Origin of the sequence: Streptomyces sp. NPDC005551 (genome assembly GCF_042871785.1) — a bacterium.
Lineage (GTDB): Bacteria > Actinomycetota > Actinomycetes > Streptomycetales > Streptomycetaceae > Streptomyces.
This window is the reverse complement of sequence record NZ_JBIAJE010000002.1, coordinates 294,613-310,410: the sequence shown is the minus strand read 5'-3', so window position 1 is coordinate 310,410 and position 15,798 is coordinate 294,613. Positions and strand designations below refer to the sequence as shown.

The 15,798-nt window shown below is 71.0% G+C and carries 16 protein-coding genes; 11 read left to right on the top strand and 5 right to left on the bottom strand.

Going from position 1 to position 15,798, the window contains the following annotated elements:
• Nucleotides 1-128: 128 nt before the first annotated feature.
• Nucleotides 129-1,160, bottom strand: a complete 1,032-nt coding sequence (locus tag ACFYP4_RS05590) for a DUF3068 domain-containing protein (protein WP_388783071.1) — start codon at nt 1,158-1,160, stop codon at nt 129-131.
• 262 nt (nt 1,161-1,422) lie between these two features.
• On the opposite strand from ACFYP4_RS05590, the gene ACFYP4_RS05585 reads away from it, so the two are divergent.
• The 4 genes from ACFYP4_RS05585 (at nt 1,423) to ACFYP4_RS05570 (ending at nt 4,873) form a co-directional block, all read left to right on the top strand.
• The gene (locus ACFYP4_RS05585; RefSeq protein ID WP_358851123.1) at nt 1,423-1,575 is read left to right on the top strand and encodes a hypothetical protein; all 153 of its coding nucleotides are present in this window, start codon (nt 1,423-1,425) and stop codon (nt 1,573-1,575) included.
• 2 nt (nt 1,576-1,577) lie between these two features.
• Nucleotides 1,578-2,825, top strand: a complete 1,248-nt coding sequence (locus ACFYP4_RS05580) for a helix-turn-helix domain-containing protein (protein ID WP_388783068.1) — start codon at nt 1,578-1,580, stop codon at nt 2,823-2,825.
• A gap of 423 nt (nt 2,826-3,248) precedes the next feature.
• The gene (locus ACFYP4_RS05575) at nt 3,249-4,022 is read left to right on the top strand and encodes an IclR family transcriptional regulator (protein ID WP_358851125.1); all 774 of its coding nucleotides are present in this window, start codon (nt 3,249-3,251) and stop codon (nt 4,020-4,022) included.
• Nucleotides 4,019-4,873, top strand: coding sequence for an SMP-30/gluconolactonase/LRE family protein (locus tag ACFYP4_RS05570; protein WP_388783064.1), 855 nt, complete (start codon nt 4,019-4,021; stop codon nt 4,871-4,873). Before ACFYP4_RS05575 ends, ACFYP4_RS05570 begins: the two co-directional genes overlap by 4 nt.
• Nucleotides 4,874-5,015: 142 nt before the next feature.
• Here ACFYP4_RS05570 and ACFYP4_RS05565 read toward each other — a convergent pair whose 3' ends face one another.
• Complete coding sequence (locus ACFYP4_RS05565; protein ID WP_388783061.1) at nt 5,016-5,366, bottom strand: hypothetical protein; 351 nt, start codon at nt 5,364-5,366, stop codon at nt 5,016-5,018.
• 1,058 nt (nt 5,367-6,424) lie between these two features.
• Here ACFYP4_RS05565 and ACFYP4_RS05560 point away from each other — a divergent pair.
• The 5 genes from ACFYP4_RS05560 (at nt 6,425) to ACFYP4_RS05540 (ending at nt 12,141) form a co-directional block, all read left to right on the top strand.
• A complete protein-coding gene (locus ACFYP4_RS05560) occupies nt 6,425-7,771 on the top strand; it encodes an extracellular solute-binding protein (protein WP_388783058.1) in 1,347 nt (448 codons plus the stop codon).
• A complete protein-coding gene (locus tag ACFYP4_RS05555) occupies nt 7,768-8,733 on the top strand; it encodes a carbohydrate ABC transporter permease (RefSeq protein WP_388783056.1) in 966 nt (321 codons plus the stop codon). Before ACFYP4_RS05560 ends, ACFYP4_RS05555 begins: the two co-directional genes overlap by 4 nt.
• Nucleotides 8,730-9,599: a carbohydrate ABC transporter permease gene (locus tag ACFYP4_RS05550; RefSeq protein WP_358851129.1), complete on the top strand. Its 870-nt coding sequence runs from the start codon at nt 8,730-8,732 to the stop codon at nt 9,597-9,599. The genes ACFYP4_RS05555 and ACFYP4_RS05550 overlap by 4 nt, the downstream gene beginning before the upstream one ends.
• Nucleotides 9,596-10,567 carry an arabinan endo-1,5-alpha-L-arabinosidase gene (locus ACFYP4_RS05545; protein WP_358851130.1) on the top strand — a complete coding sequence of 324 codons (972 nt, stop codon included), beginning with the start codon at nt 9,596-9,598 and terminating at the stop codon, nt 10,565-10,567. The genes ACFYP4_RS05550 and ACFYP4_RS05545 overlap by 4 nt, the downstream gene beginning before the upstream one ends.
• Nucleotides 10,568-10,635: 68 nt before the next feature.
• The gene (locus tag ACFYP4_RS05540; RefSeq protein ID WP_358851131.1) at nt 10,636-12,141 is read left to right on the top strand and encodes an alpha-N-arabinofuranosidase; all 1,506 of its coding nucleotides are present in this window, start codon (nt 10,636-10,638) and stop codon (nt 12,139-12,141) included.
• 33 nt (nt 12,142-12,174) lie between these two features.
• Here ACFYP4_RS05540 and ACFYP4_RS05535 read toward each other — a convergent pair whose 3' ends face one another.
• Both ACFYP4_RS05535 and ACFYP4_RS05530 read right to left on the bottom strand, forming a co-directional pair.
• Nucleotides 12,175-12,363, bottom strand: a complete 189-nt coding sequence (locus ACFYP4_RS05535; RefSeq protein WP_358851132.1) for a DUF397 domain-containing protein — start codon at nt 12,361-12,363, stop codon at nt 12,175-12,177.
• A complete protein-coding gene (locus ACFYP4_RS05530; protein WP_358851142.1) occupies nt 12,360-13,199 on the bottom strand; it encodes a helix-turn-helix transcriptional regulator in 840 nt (279 codons plus the stop codon). The genes ACFYP4_RS05535 and ACFYP4_RS05530 overlap by 4 nt, the downstream gene beginning before the upstream one ends.
• A gap of 130 nt (nt 13,200-13,329) precedes the next feature.
• Here ACFYP4_RS05530 and ACFYP4_RS05525 point away from each other — a divergent pair, with 130 nt between their 5' ends.
• Nucleotides 13,330-13,815 carry an ATP-binding protein gene (locus tag ACFYP4_RS05525; RefSeq protein ID WP_388783052.1) on the top strand — a complete coding sequence of 162 codons (486 nt, stop codon included), beginning with the start codon at nt 13,330-13,332 and terminating at the stop codon, nt 13,813-13,815.
• On the opposite strand, the gene ACFYP4_RS05520 is transcribed toward ACFYP4_RS05525, so the two are convergent.
• A complete protein-coding gene (locus ACFYP4_RS05520; RefSeq protein WP_388783049.1) occupies nt 13,790-14,536 on the bottom strand; it encodes an intradiol ring-cleavage dioxygenase in 747 nt (248 codons plus the stop codon). The two genes, ACFYP4_RS05525 and ACFYP4_RS05520, sit on opposite strands and share 26 nt — an antisense overlap.
• A 224-nt stretch (nt 14,537-14,760) precedes the next feature.
• Between ACFYP4_RS05520 and ACFYP4_RS05515 the strand changes: the two genes are divergently transcribed.
• A complete protein-coding gene (locus ACFYP4_RS05515; protein ID WP_388783046.1) occupies nt 14,761-15,747 on the top strand; it encodes an arabinan endo-1,5-alpha-L-arabinosidase in 987 nt (328 codons plus the stop codon).
• Nucleotides 15,748-15,798: the final 51 nt, after the last annotated feature.

Sequence of the window (15,798 nt, the reverse complement as noted above, 5' to 3'; positions counted from 1 at the left end):
GTGCGGGGGGGTCCGTGGTGGGGTGCGGGCGGGCCGTGTTCGGGTGGGGTGGACAGTTTTCGCCCAGCGGTTCGATGCTGCTACTCACCGGCGTGACAATCTCCGGGGTTTGTGGAGCCGGCGGCACATCACCTCGTGAGGGTCGAAGGGGAGGAGCCGGACGGATCGGGACGGGCTCGCCCGCGCAGCACCAAAACGGCCCCCGTGGCGGCGAGCACGAAGCCCAGCACCGCGGAACCCGTCGGCAGCGTCCGCCCGAGCATGCGCAGCCGGCCGCTCTCGGTCTTCGCCAGCCGTACCTGCTCCCGCTGGGTCCTCGGGGTGAACGCGAGCTTCTCGCTGTCCAGGAGCACCGCCGCGTCCTTCGCGGCGCCGGGGGCGCGCAGCGTCTTGCGCGGGCCGACCCGCGCGTAGAGCACGCGGCCGGTGCTCTGGTCCACGACGAGTTCGACGAGGTGGTTGGCGTACCACTCCTCGGCGTGGACCTGGCTGCGCTCGGGCAGGCCCACGACGGCGCCCGGCACGAGGCGGGTCCCGGTCCGGGTCGCGGGCACGGTGCCGGTGAAGCGGTACCCCTCGTACCCCTGGACCTTCCTGGTGTCCCGGTAGTGCAGGGTGACGGCCGCGCCGAGCGAGTTGTCCCACCAGCGGTAGTCGCGTTTCTGCACGTCGAAGGGGAACTTGAGGTAGGCCTCGCCCTCGATGTGCGGCTTCTCCCGGCAGCAGTGCACGGGAGTGTTCGTCCTGCGGTCGGTGACCCACCGGTGCGGCATGAACTCCAGCGCGTCGTGCGGGTCGGCCGCGGGCAGCGACTGGTCCGTGTCGACCGTCGTCGTCACGTCCCAGACCGCCCTGCCGCTGCGCTCGCTGTCGGCGACGTCGCCGCGCACCCGCTGGGTGACGGTGATCCGCCGGCCCGGTACGGTCCTGACCTTCTCGACGTCGAAGACCTTGCCGGTGCCGGTGTAGATCGCGGTGGTGTCGATGTCGACGGGGTTGACGGCGGCGCGCGGCTGCACGTACCACGCGAGCATCGGGGCCAGTACCAGCAGGAACGTGCCGAGGCCCAGCAGGATCAGGGAGACGGCGAGCGGCGGGTGCTTGCCGAAGGGCCTCCTCGAGGGGTGGCGGTCGGCAGACGGGCGGGCGGTCCGGCGCATCCGGGCACTCCAGTGGCTCGGGGTCGGCTCGGCACACGCGTGGTTCGGGGTGATACGCGCTGATACGCGTGCGTCGACACCGGGAGGGAAAGTGCACGTGCGGTATGGGCCGGGAACCGTAGGCGCACCCTTGACGAAGTGTCAATGCATTGTCGAGACTGGGCACTTGCCGGACGGGGCCGGCGTGGGGCAGGACCGCACGGCCTGGCCGGTGCGGGCGACCGGGGTGGGGACGACCTCCGACAGAGAGGCTCACCCTGCGATGTCCAGACTGCTCGCCGCCGCGCTGACCGTCGTGGCCGCCGCCGCCCTCGCCGTGGGCGCCGCCCTCGGCATCGTGGCGCTGCTCGACGCGACCCCGGACCAGCCGAACAGCCCGCTGATCACGTACGAGCATGCCGCCCGGGAGCGCTGACCGTGACCTCCCGCCCCGGAACGGGAACGGTCACCCCGCGCTCGGCCTGGCGTGACGTTCCGCGCCCGAAGGTACGGCAGTTCGCCGCCCTGGCGATGGCGGAGGCGCCGGTGCTCGCCGAGGAGATCCTGCGCGAGATCCGCCGGGAGTACCCGCAGCTGCCCGTCGTGCTGGACGACTCCGGCGAACCGATGGCGCTGATCGGCATCCGCCGCGCTATCGAGGTCTTCGTCCAGCACCTGGAGACCGCCGAGGGCCGCCCGCGCGTCACGCCCGAGGTCTTCCAGGAGTTCGGCCGCGGGGAGGGCCTGAACGGCCGCAGCCTCGACTCGCTCCAGGCGATCTACCGGCTCGGGGTGCGCCTGGCCTGGCGCCGGTTCGCCGAGATCGGGCAGCGGGTGGAGATCCCGCCGCCGGCGATGTACGAGCTGGTCGACGCGGGCTACGAGTACCTCGACGGGCTGGTCGACCAGTCCGTACGCGGGTACGCCGAGGCCGCCGCCCGCCAGGCGGGGGAGCGCCTGCGGCTCCAGCGCCGGCTGATGGAGCTGCTCCTCGCCGAGCACAGCCGGGGGGACCCCACCGACGCGCTCGCCGAGCGGGCCGCCCGGATCGGCTGGCCGCTGCCCGCCAGGGTGGCCGTCGGGGTGCTGGTGCGCCCGGCCCGCGAGGCCGTCGCCCCCGCCGTGGGCCAGGGTGTCCTCCTCGACATGGAGTACGAGCCGCCCCGCATGGTCGTGCCCGAGCCCGACGCGGCGGGCCGGCCGGAGCTGCTGCACCGCGCGCTCACCGGCTGGGCGGGCGCGATCGGGCCACCGGTGCCGCTGGTGGACGCGGCGAAGTCGCTGCGCTGGGCGGAGGCGGCGGTACGGCTGATGGAGCGGGGGCTGCTGCCGGGCGGTGAGGTGCTGCACTGCACGGAGCACACCGAGGCGCTGGTCCTCCTCCAGCCCGAGGAGCTCATCGACGACCTCGCGCTGCGCTGCCTGGCTCCTCTCGCGCACTGCGGCCCGACGCACGGCCGCCGCCTGGCGGAGACGATGCTGGCGTGGCTGGAGACCCGCGGCGGCGCCCCCGAGGTCGCCGCCCGGCTCGGGGTCCATCCGCAGACCGTCCGCTACCGTCTCCGCCAGATCAGGGAACTGTGGGGCGACGAGGTCGACGACCCCGACCGCCGGTTCGAACTGGAACTCGTCCTGCGGGCCCAGCGGTTACGGGGCGAGGTGGGGGCACCGCGAGACAGACGGTGACGGCCTCGACCGGCCCGGGCCTCCGCCGGGATTCCACGCGGGCCTCCGCCGGCACCCCGCGCGGGTCCCCGGCTGGGGTCCCGTCCGGGTCCCCAGCGCGGGCCTGTGCCCGGGTCCCCGGCCCGGACCCTGCTCGGGCCTGTGCCCGGGTCCCCGGCCCGGACCCTGCTCGGGCCTGTGCCCGGGTCCCCGGCCCGGGCCCAGCGCGGGCCTGTGCCCGGGTCCCCGGCCCGGGCCCAGCGCGGGCCCGTGCCCGGGTCCCCGGCCCGGACCCTGCTCGGGCCCGTGCCCGGGTCCCCGGCCCGGACCCTGCTCGGACCCCCGCCCCACCTCGCCCATTGCCCGGCCCACCCCACTATGACTAGCCTGTGTTCGTCATCCCGATCGTCTGTTGAAATATCGAACACAAGGGAGGGGCCGCTCGTGGGACGCCTCGTACCTGCCGTGACCCGCGCTCTCGACATACTCGAGCTCTTCCTGGACGGAGACGGCACGCTCTCCGCGCCCGACATCGTGCGCAGACTCCAGCTGCCGCGCACCACCGTGCACGAGCTGGTCACCACGCTCGCCGCCCGCTCGTACATCGTGCAGGTGCCGGGCCAGCCCGGACGCTACCGGCTCGGGGTGCGGCCGTACCAGCTCGGCAGCCGGTACGCCGAGCAGCTGGACCTCGCGGCCGAGGGCCAGCAGGTCGCCCGCTCGGTCGCCGAGACCTGCGACGAGACCGTCCACGTGGCGATCCTGGAGGGCACCGACGTCATCTACATCGCCAAGGTGGACTCCACGCACGCGGTGCGCATGGTCTCCGCCGCCGGGCGCCGGCTGCCCGCGCACTGCACCTCCGTCGGCAAGATGCTGCTCGCCTCGCTCCCCGATTCCGAGCTGAGCTCGCGCGTCCCGGGCGATACGGCGCTGCCCGCGATGACACCGAACAGCATCACCGACCCCGCCGTCCTGCGCGAGGCCCTCGCCGAGATCCGCCGGCGCGGTGTCGCCGTGGAGAACCGGGAGTCCAACCCGGACGTCAGCTGTGTCGCGGCCCCGGTGCGGGACCGCACGGGGCAGGTCGTCGCCGCGCTCTCCATCTCCGTCCCGATGATCCGCTGGAGCGACGACCGCCTCGGCGAGCTGGAGCAACTGGCCGCGAAGGGCGCCGCCGAGCTGTCCGAGCGGCTGGGCCACCGGAGCGTGGGATGAGCGCCGAGGTCGCCGTCCGCGCGTACGCGGCCCTCGGCGAGGGGCCGACGTGGGACACCACCGCGCGGCGGCTGGTCTGGGTCGACATCCTCGGCTCCCGGGTCCACACGTACGACCCGGTGACCGGCCGGGCCACGGTCCTGGTCACCGAGCAGCACGTGGGCGCCGCCAAGCCGCGGGCGGGCGGCGGTCTGGTGGTCAACCTCCGCGACGGCGTGGCGCTGTACGGGCCGCCGGGCACCGGGGAGGGCTTCCGCTGGCTGCACCGCGAGCCCGTCCCCGGCCGCCGCGGCAACGACGCGGCCGTCGCCCCCGACGGCTCGCTGTGGACCGGCACCATGCGCTACGACGAGGCACCGGGCGGCGGCACGCTGTCCCGGATCGCCGCCGACGGCACCGTGCGGACGATCCTCGACGACGTCGCCGTCAGCAACGGCACCGGGTGGAGCCCCGACGGCCGGCTGATGTACTACGTGGACTCGCCGACCCGCAGGATCGACGTCTTCGACGTGGACGAGGAGCAACTGCCGGTCGGCAGGAGGCCGTTCGCGGTGATCGAGGAGGGTGCCGGCTTCCCCGACGGGCTCACCGTCGACGCCGACGGCTGTGTCTGGGTGGCCCTGTGGGACGGCGGTGCGGTGCGCCGCTACACGCCGTCCGGCGAGCTGGACCGGGTCGTGGAGCTGCCGGTTCCGCGTCCCACCGCCTGCGCGTTCGGCGGGGAGGGCCTGACCGACCTGTACATCACCACGGCCCGTACGGGACTTCGGGCGCCGCACCCGCTGTGCGGTTCGGTGCTGGTGGTCCCCGGCGCCGGGAAGGGACTGCCACAGCCCGCGTTCGCCGGCTAGTCATCTTGCTCCGAGCCCCCGCCGGGCACCGGGCGGGGGCTCCGGCATGTCCGCCGTGCCCGCTCCGCGTCCGCCCTGTCCTCGCATAACTGCTGCCAAGAGGCGTTTGTGGTCATCTGCCCAAGTCAGCAGGCCGGTTCACCTACCTGTCAGTCAGCAAGCTACCCGGCGGCGGGCCGTACGCCAGGGACGGCACAGAGCCGCCGCCGAGCTTCTCCGTGCATTTCACCAGGTAGGCGGCAATGGCGCGATGTATCTCTTTCCCGTCCTCTCGCAGTGCCTCCAGGTCGCCGACCTCCATGGCACCGCTGGTCTGGTGGTGAGCGGCTTCGACAAGGCGAAGGGAGGTTTGCGTCATGAGGTCCGCCCATGGGCGGTGGAGTAGGACAGGGACACCGTCTACGGGATGGGCGCTCCCCGGGATCCGGTAAAGCGCCGTTGTGAACTCTCTCAGCTCAGCCCGCGCCTGCTCCTCATACTGCTGAGCATCCACAGCGCGCTCAGCTTCCAGACTGACGAGGACCCGCTGAAGGTTGGTCCACCAAGCTCGGGCTGCGGCGCGGGCCGTCGCAACGACCTCAAGGGCCAGAGCAGTCTCGGCTCGGGTCGCCGCTGCCGATGCGGCTGCCGCGTCATCACGTCTTTTCGCTCGCTGAACCCATAAGGCGCCCCCGGCTCCGATTCCGGCACCACCCAGTCCACTCGCCATCGCCAGCACCGCTTCCGTCATTGCCATCATGCGATGGTGGGACTCCCCCCAACCTCGTAGCAAGAGTGCACGCGCGCGGGCTGTCGCCTGCAGGACCGCAGGCCAAGGAGTGGCACAGCTGCCGCATCCGCCCGGGTCCCGGCTGCGGGCGGCGACGGTTGGGGACGGTCCGGACGCGCGGATGCCGCACGGGCGGCTACGGCTGCACCCGGGGCCGGGGCGTGGCGCGTTCGCGGGGAACCGGGCTGGCACCCGGGGCGGCGCGCGGTGACTGCTGGACCGGCGCCGCATGCTGGTGCGCACGCTTGGTTGTCTTCAGGTCGGGGCGGATGGGTGTGAAGCGGACCAGGGCGCTGCGCTGGGAGGGTGCCGCGACCGGTGGGGCGGATGCGCGGCGGAGGTGCCCCGCGTGCCTGCTCGATGGGCGCCCGTCGCTCTGCCGCGCGCCCGGGTGATGCCTCTGTCCGCCCCGCCCTCGTCGTACGCCTCAGCGGTCGAGCGGTACCTCACAGGCGCGGCATCGCGAAGTCCTCCGCGCGGATCTACCGGATCTCGCTGACGACATGGGGATGGATGCTCGTCGGCAAACCGGCACCGACCGCGCCCGCTCCAACCCCGAGCCTCACCCTGCGCTACATGTCCGTTCGCCATAGCCATACGAGAACAGGGCCGCGTCCGCCCCGCCCGGCCCGCTCCGGGTCCACCTCGTCGCGCCCAACGTCCGGTATCCCGCACGTTGTTCGGGAGTTCTGCGCAAAGCATTGACGCGCACGCGCTTCGAATTTACGGTCCCGTTCGAAGTTACGAGCACCTGACGAAATCTCGAACAGTTAGGGCAGGGCATGGGACGACCTGGCCTGAATCGCAGGCACATCCTGACGGGACTGGGCGGGCTGACGGTCGCGGGAAGCCTCGGCTTCGCCGCGCTCGGCACCGGCGCGGACGCACTCGCCTCCGACGCGAGCACACGCGTCCGCTACTGGAACCTCTTCAGCGGCGGCGACGGGTACAACATGATCGCGATGCTGGACGCCTTCCGTAAGGCGCGTCCGGCCATCGACGTGAAGGACTCCACCCTCCAGTGGGGCAATCCCTACTACACCAAACTCGCCATGGCGGCCTCCGGGAGCCGGGCGCCCGACCTCAGCGTCATGCACCTGGGACGCGTCGCCGGCTTCGCGCCGGGCCGGCTCCTGGACCCCTGGGACACGGAGCTGCTCGCCAGGTACGGCATTCGCGAGGAGGACTTCAACCCGGCGCTGTGGAAACGCGCCGTCGTCGACGGAAAGCTCTACGCGCTCCCGCTCGACATCCACGCCCAGCTGACCTTCTACCGCAAGGACGTCCTGAAGAAGGCGGGCCTCCTCGGCGACGACGGCCGGATCGTCCCGATCACCTCCACGAAGGAGTGGTTCGACGCGCTCCGGGCGGCGAAGAAGGCCACCGGGCGGGGCCTGCAGACCATCGGCATCCACGCCAACGACCAGAACTTCGCCTGGTGGTTCTTCGTCACCTTCTACGCCCAGCTCGGCGGGGACTACTTCGATCCGGCGATGACGGACGTCGTCTTCGACGAGGACCGGGCGACCGAGGTCCTGGAGTTCCTGCGCCGGCACGTCACCGACGGGTACGCCGTCGCCGGGGCGGCCGACGCCGAGCAGTTCATGAACGGCTCGCCGTTCGTCTGGGAGGGCAACTGGTCCGTGCCCGTCTACTCCGGCGCGAAGATCGAGTACGGCGCGAGCCCGCTGCCCGCCGTCTTCGGCAGGCAGGCCACCCACGCCGAGTCGCACGCCTTCGTCCTGCCGCACCAGTCGGCCCGCGGCGGCTCCGCGAACGAGGCCGCGCACGAGCTGGCCGCCTACATCGTCAAGAACGCCGTCGCCTGGGCGGCGGGCGGCCACATCCCCGCGTACACGCCGACCCTCGTATCGGCTGCCTACCGCGAGCTCACCCCGCAGAGCGAGTACGTCTCGGCCATGGACCACCAGGCCACCGAGCCGAAGGCGTGGTTCGCGGGCTCCACCGGCACGCTCGCCGCCCGCATCGGACCCGTCGTCGCCTCCTCCAACCTCGGCTCCACGAAACCGGCCGCGGCCGCGCACCGCATGAGGAACGTGCTCGAACAGCTGCTGGCCATGAAGAACCCGATGGACGGCCGGACCGCCGCGCAGGGAGGGACCGCATGACGACGACCAGTGCCGGGGCCGCGCTCGCCCCCGCCCCGCAGTCGGTACGTTCCGCCGGCGCCGGCGCCGGGGACACGGACAGCGTCCGGGCCCGCTTCGGCCGGGGGTTCCAGCACGGCGGCTGGTTCGTCGCGCCGTTCCTCGTCCTGTTCGCCCTGTTCGTGATCTGGCCGGTCCTGCGGGGCGTCTACCTGAGTTTCACCGACGCCAACGTCTCGGGCGTCGGGGCGGGTTTCGTCGGCTGGGACAACTACCGCGAGGCGTTCGGCGACCCGCTGGTGTGGGACTCCCTCGGCCACAGCGCCTACTTCACGCTGCTGGTGGTGCCCTGCATCACCGTCCTCGCCTTCGTGATGGCGATGCTCGCCCACCACATCGAGCGGGCCAAGTGGCTGTGGCGGCTGTGCTTCTTCGCCCCGTTCCTGCTGCCGTCCACGGTCGCGGGGAACCTGTGGCAGTGGCTGTTCAACCCCGGCACCGGCATGGTCAACCACGTCCTCGGCACCGACACCCCCTGGCTCACCGAGAAGTCCACGGCGATGCTCGCCGTCGTCATCACCACCCTCTGGTGGACCGTCGGCTTCAGTTTCCTGCTCTACCTCGCCGCCCTCCAGGGCATCCCCGCGCACCTCTACGAAGCGGCCAAGCTGGACGGCGCGAACGCCTGGCACCGCATGGTGCACATCACCCTGCCGATGCTGCGCAACATCACCGGACTCGTCGTCGCCCTCCAGATCCTCGCCTCGCTCCAGGTCTTCGACCAGGCCGTCGTGATCTACGACTTCGGCCCCGGGCCGGAGGAAAGCACCCGCACCTTCGTCCAGTACACCCTCGAAGAGGGCTTCACCAGCTACCGCGTGGGCTACGCCTCCGCGATCTCCATCATCTTCTTCGTGATCATCGCGTCCGTCGCCGTCGGCCGGATGTGGCTGCTGCGCAAGCGTGAGGAGGGCGTGCGATGACCGCCACGCAGATACGGGCGGGGGCCGGCTCCCGGCCCCGGAAGCCCTGGACCGCAAGTCAGATCGTCCTGACCCTGCTCGGGGTCGCCCTCTCCGCGCTGTGGACGGCCCCCCTGGCCTGGGCCCTGTTCACCTCGCTCAAGTCGGAGACCGAGGCCGTCGAGGTGCCGCCGCACTGGCTGCCGGAGGTGTGGACGACCCAGGCGTGGTCGGCGATCTTCGAGACCGGGAACATCACCAACTGGTTCGTGAACTCGCTCGTCGTGTCCGTCTGCGTCACGGCCGTCGTGCTGCTGGTCAGCGCGCTCGCCGGCTACGGCTTCGCGCGCACCGAGTTCCGCTTCAAGGGCCCGCTGCTGGGGCTCGTCATGATGGGCCTCATGGTGTCGCCCGCCGTCCTCGGCGTGCCGCTGTTCACCACCGTCCAGCAGATGGGGATGGTCGACACCTACTGGGGCATGATCCTGCCGCAGTGCGCGCCCGCCGCGATGGTCTACATCCTCTACAAGTTCTTCCAGGGCATCCCGCGCGAGCTGGAGGAGGCGGCGTTCATCGACGGGGCGGGCCGCTGGCGGGTCTTCTTCACCATCATCGTGCCGCTGTCGCGCCCGTCCCTGTCCGCGGTCGGCATCTTCACCTTCATCGCGTCCTGGAACAACTTCCTGTGGCCGTACATGGTGACCAACAACCCCGACCTGATGACCATGCCGAACGGCATCGCCACCGTCATGAACTCCTACGGCATCCAGTGGGCCCAGCTCATGGCCGGCGGTCTGATGGCCGGACTCCCGCTCGTCCTCGTCTTCGTCTTCTTCCAGCGCCAGATCGTCGCGGGCGTCGCCCACACGGGACTGGCGGGCCAGTGAGCATCCGCACCGCGCTGACCGCCGTACTGACGGCGGCGGCCCTCGCCCTCCTGCCCGGCACGGCGCAGGCCGCCGTCCACTACCCCGACCCGCTGCCCCTCGACGGCCAGGAGATCGTCCACGATCCGACCGTCGCGCGACTGAAGTCCGGGCAGTACGTGGCCTACTCGACCGGCGGCGTCATCGGCGCCCGCCTCTCGAAGGACCGGGTGCACTGGACGGACGAGGGCAACGCCTTCGCCGAGCCGCCGGGCTGGTGGTACGAGTACAACGACACGGGTGACCCGTGGGCCCCCGACCTCTCCTACCGGGCCGGCCGTTACTGGCTCTACTACGCCGTCTCCTCCTGGGGCACCAACCACTCGGCGATCGGCGTGGCCACCTCCCGCTCCGGCCTCCCCGGCACCTGGACCGACCGCGGCAAGGTGTTCGCCTCGGAGACGACCGACGTCTGGAACGCCATCGACCCCGCGGTCGTGCGGTCCCGCGGCCGGCTGTGGATGACGTTCGGCTCGTACTGGACGGGCATCCGCATGGTCGAGCTGAACCCGCGCACGGGCAAGGCGGTACCCGGCGCCACGGTCCACCACCTGGCGACCCGCCCCGACGCCCCGTACGCCGTCGAAGGCCCCGACATCGTCCGGCACGGCCGCTATTACTACCTCTTCGCCTCCTACGACACCTGCTGCGCGGGCGTGAACTCCACGTACAGGATCCGCGTCGGCAGATCGACGAGCGTCACCGGCCCGTACCTGGACAGCGACGGCACCCCGCTCCTGGAGGGCGGCGGCGACCTGGTGCTGGAGGGCCACGGCAGATACGTCGGCACGGGCGGCCAGTCCGTCTTCCGCGACCGGGGACAGGACTGGCTGGCGTACCACTACTACGACGCGGAGGACGCCGGCACTCCCAAGCTCGGCCTGAACAGGCTGAGCTGGCGGAAGAACGGCTGGCCCAGCGTGGTCTAGGGGCGCGGGGAACTGCGCGAACAGCCCCGTGTCACCCGCAGACAGAACCGAACCCCCGAAAGGAAAGCATGAGCACCGCACGCTTCACCCTCGACCCCGCCTTCACCGTCGGTGAGGTGAACCCCCGGCTCTTCGGCTCCTTCGTGGAACACCTCGGCCGCTGCGTCTACACCGGCATCCACGAGCCCGGGCACCCCACCGCCGACGAGGCGGGCCTCCGCCAGGACGTCCTCGACCTGGTGAGGGAACTCGGCGTCACCGCCATCCGCTACCCCGGCGGCAACTTCGTCTCCGGCTACAAGTGGGAGGACTCGGTGGGCCCCGTCGAGGACCGGCCCCGCCGGCTCGACCTCGCCTGGCGCTCCACCGAGACCAACCGCTTCGGCCTCTCCGAGTACATCGCCTTCCTGAAGAAGATCGGCCCGCAGGCCGAGCCGATGATGGCCGTCAACCTCGGTACACGCGGCGTCGCCGAGGCACTCGAACTCCAGGAGTACGCCAACCACCCGGCCGGCACCGCGCTGTCCGACCTGCGTGCGGCGCACGGCGACAAGGACCCGTTCGGCATCCGGATGTGGTGCCTCGGCAACGAGATGGACGGACCCTGGCAGACCGGGCACAAGACCGCCGAGGAGTACGGACGCCTCGCCGCCGAGACGGCCCGCGCGATGCGGCAGATCGACAAGGACGTGGAACTGGTCGCCTGCGGCTCCTCGGGCCAGAGCATGGAGACGTTCGCCGCGTGGGAGGCGACCGTGCTCCAGGAGACGTACGACCTGGTCGACTACATATCCCTGCACGCCTACTACGAGGAACTCGACGGGGACCGCGACTCGTTCCTCGCGTCGGCCGTCGACATGGAGTCCTTCATCGACAACGTGGTGGCGACCTGCGACCACGTCGGCGCCCGCCTGAAGTCGAAGAAGAAGATCAACCTCTCCTTCGACGAGTGGAACGTCTGGTACCTCTCCCGGGCGGACGCCGAGGTCAGCCAGGTCGACTGGGCCGAGGCGCCGCGCCTGCTGGAGGACCGGTACACCGTCACGGACGCCGTGGTCTTCGGCTCCCTGCTCATCGCGCTGCTGCGGCACGCGGACCGGGTGACCGTCGCCTGCCTCGCCCAGCTCGTCAACGTCATCGCGCCGATCATGACGGAGCCGGGCGGGCCCGCCTGGCGGCAGACCACGTTCTTTCCCTTCGCCCAGGCCTCGAAGTACGGGCGCGGCCGGGTCCTCGACGTCCGGGTCGACTCCCCGGTGTACGAGACGAGCAAGTACGGCGAGGCCGACCTGCTGCACGCCACCGCGGTGCGCGCCGAGGACGGCTCCGTCACCGTCTTCGCGGTGAACCGCAGCCAGCGCGAACCGCTGCCCCTCGAAGTCGCCCTGCACGGGCTGCGGCTGACCTCGGTCGTCGAGCACAGCGCGCTGGCGGACGCCGACCCGGAGGCCAGGAACACCCTCGCCGACCCGGAGCGGGTGGCGCCGCACCCCGTCGAGGGCACGACCCTTCGGGACGGCACGCTGCACGCCGTGCTGGAGCCGCTGTCCTGGAACGTGATCCGGCTGGCCTGACCCCCGGACCCCGGCCGGCGGAGCGCGCCACCGTCAGGCGGACTCCGCCGGCCGCGACACGAAGGCGGCCCAGGCGGCCGGGGAGAGCGCGAGCCGGGCCCCCTGCGGGTCCTTGGAGTCACGGACGTGGATGGTGGCGGGGGTGAGGGCGACCTCTACGCAGTCGTCGCCGGATGCGCTGCTGTAACTCGATTTGTACCAGGCCAGCTCGCTGGTGCTCATAACGCTCCTCGCATCCGCTGCAACAGGCTCATGGAGTCCTGAAAGGTGAGTGCCTGCGAACGCATCCTGGCATAGCGGTGCTGGAGCACGCTGACCACTTTCGGGTCGCACATCAACTGGCCGCTTTCCTGACCTTCGTTGTAGGCGAACCACCGGTTCTCAGGTGTCTCGAGCAAACGGATTGGCCCCTGTAGTCCGGCGTGCGACTCCTGGACCAACGGCATGACCTGAATCTCGACGTTCCGCAGCCCGGCGACCTCCAGTACGTGATCGAGGAGCACTCGGGTGACGTCGACGCCGCCTGTGTGCCGTAGGAACAGGTTCTCCTCGACGATGAAGCTGAACGCGGTGTTAGGCCGCTCACGCAGCAGTCGCTGCCGTTCTGCGCGGGCGGCCCATCGCTCCTCGACCTGTGCGTTGTCGAGGGGCGGAAGCTGATCGTCGGCCAGCGCACGTGCGTATGCCTCCGGTTGAAGCAACCCAGGGATCATCCGGCACTCGTAGGTGCACAGCGCGATCGCCGCCGCTTCCAACCGTGCCCACTGCCGGAACCACGCCGCCAGTCCCGGCTGGCGTGCCAGGTGTCCCGCCGCCTTCCGTAACGCGCCCGTGTTGCCCAGTACCGCCTCCGCGCGGTCGACCAGCGCCGGGTCCGGCATCCGACGGCCCAACTCCACCGACGCCACCGTGTGTTTGGAGAACCGGACCAGGTCCGCGAACTCCTCCCGGCTCAGTCCCGCATGCTCGCGCAACGCCTGGACGACCGCCCCGAACGTCCGCAGACTGTCGGACGACTCCGGCTCGCTCCCGCCCGCACCCACCGCTCCATCGACCACCACCGGTCACCTCCCGCGCCCATGGTCACGGGCAGTCACCGGTACTGTCCAGCACGTGACCGCGTACGCTCGCGCGGCGTACGCGGCGCGGACCTGGTGAAGTGGGCCCCGGGCCCGCCAGATTGGGCGCATGAATTCACCACCCACCCGCCCAGGCCCGGTCACCGTACGTACGTTCACCCAGCGCCTCAGCGCCACGCCCCGGGGTGCCCGGCTGGCCAGGTACCTCGCCCTGAACCAACTCCACGCCTGGGGTGTCCCGTACGGCGGTGACGCCTCGGACGCCGTGGCCGTGATCGTCGCGGAGCTGGCCGCCAACGCGGTGACGCACGGACGCGTGCCGGGCCGGGACTTCGAGCTGCGCCTCTCGCTCGTCCCCGGCAGCGTCCGCGTCGAGGTCACCGACACGTGTACGGGCCCGCGTCCGTTCGGCCCCGGCGACGTACCGGCACCGGGACCGCTCGACGAGGCGGGGCGCGGTCTGCTGCTCGTCGGCGCGCTCGCCGACCGGTGGGAGGTGGTGGACCGGGAACCGCCGCCCGGCAAGACGGTACGGGCCGAGGTCGACCTGCCGGGCGGCGGGCGGCGCGTCAGCTCCGCTCGACGCCCAGCGTGAGCTTGCCGGTGTAACCGGCGGAGGCCGAGCTGCCCAGGGCGGTGAGGGTCAGGAGGCCGGACGAGGCGCCTCCGTCGTCGTAGATGGAGTCCTGGGCGAGGGTGGTGCGGGTGACCGTGTTGGTCGAGTACGGCGAGACCCTGGCGACCTTCGCGGTGGTCGTCTCGCTGAAGAACAGCTGACCGGTGTGGAGTTCCTGGCCGCCGGTGAACGAGCCGTCCGAGGTGAGCGTGACGTTCGTGTGCACCTTGACGTGGATGTGCACGCAGCGGCCTCGGTACCAGCCGGGGTAGATGGTGGTGATGTTCGCGACGCCGGCGGAGTTCGTCAGTACGCCGCCGCGCAGAAAGGTGCCGTCGTCCGGCTCGTCGTGGCCGTTGTTGCCGACGAAACCGGAATACTCGCCGAGGGCGTCGCTGTGCCAGATCTCGACGAGCGCGTTGCCGAGCGGGGCGCAGGTGTCGTCGTCGACGACGGTGAGCGCCAGCTTGAGCGGGACGCCCGCCTTGCCCTCGGTGACGTCGGCGCGGACGAGCTGCCCGTCGAGGTAGTAGGGGCCTTCGGTCATCTCCTTCGTGAGGGTGCAGACGGCCGCGGGAGCCGCGTCGGCCGTGGGGGCTTGGGGCGCGGCGGCGCCCACGGTCAGGGCGGCGGCCGTGGCGCCGGTGGCGATCAGTACGGTCCGGCGCCCGATGGGGCTGGTGTTCGAGGTGTCTGTCATGGACACGGCACCATAGAAGCGGAAGCTGTCCACCGGCTGTCGGTTCGGCAAAGTGACGGGCCGTCAAGTCCGTTGCAGGACAAGTGGACCGGGGGCGTCCGCGTTCGTTGTTGCGTGAACCATTGACGCGCAAAGGGTTCGATTCTACGTTCCGTCCGAAGTCACGATCGCCGTTCGAAATGACGAACGGACAACCGTGTCCCCCCACCCCAAGGAGCGTCAGCGTGAGCCGCACCTCCCGCACCTCCCGCACCTCCCGCAGGACCGCACTCCTCTCCCTACCCGCCGCGGTCCTGCTCGCCCTCGTCCCGAGTACGGCCTCGGCCTACCCCAACCCCGGCACGGTCACCGGCAGTGTCGTCGTGCACGACCCGACGATGGTCCGCACCTCCGCCGGCCGCTACCTGCTGTATGCCACCGGAGGCGGGCTCGGCTTCCGCAGCTCCACCGACCGTGTCGCGTTCAGCTCGGGATCCGACGCCTTCACCGCCAAACCCGGCTGGTGGTCGTCCTACGCCACCGAGGCCTGGGCGCCCGACATCTCCTACCACGGCGGCAAGTACCTGATGTACTACGCCGTCTCGACCTTCGGGTCGAACAAGTCGGCCATCGGCCTCGCCGCCTCGACGACCGGGCTGCCGGGCTCCTGGACCGACTACGGGACCGTCTACACCTCCACCACGGCCAGCGACTACAACGCCATCGACCCGAACCTCTTCGTCGACGACGACGGCAAGTGGTGGCTGTCGTTCGGCAGCTGGTGGACCGGCCTCAAGATGATCCGGATCGACCCGTCGACCGGCAAGCAGATGGCCGGCAGCACGACCCGCTACTCGATCGCGTCCCGCCCCACCGGCACGAAGGCCGTCGAGGCGCCCTTCGTCGTCAAACGCAACGGCTACTACTACCTGTTCGCCTCGTACGACACGTGCTGCAACGGCACCGGCTCCACGTACAAGGTCAAGGTCGGCCGGGCCACCGCTGTCACGGGCCCCTACTACGACAAGAACGGCGTCGCCCTGACGAACAACGGCGGCACCCCCGTCCTGGAGTCGCACGGCCGGTACATCGGACCCGGCGGCCAGTCGATCATGGCGGACTCGGACGGCGACCTGATCGTCTACCACTACTACGACGGCAACGACAACGGGACGCCCAAGCTCGGCGTCAACCTCCTGAACTGGAGCAGCGGATGGCCCGTCGCCTATTGACCCTGCCGGCAGCGCATCACGTAAGGGGCCGACGGCATTCTGGGCGGCACC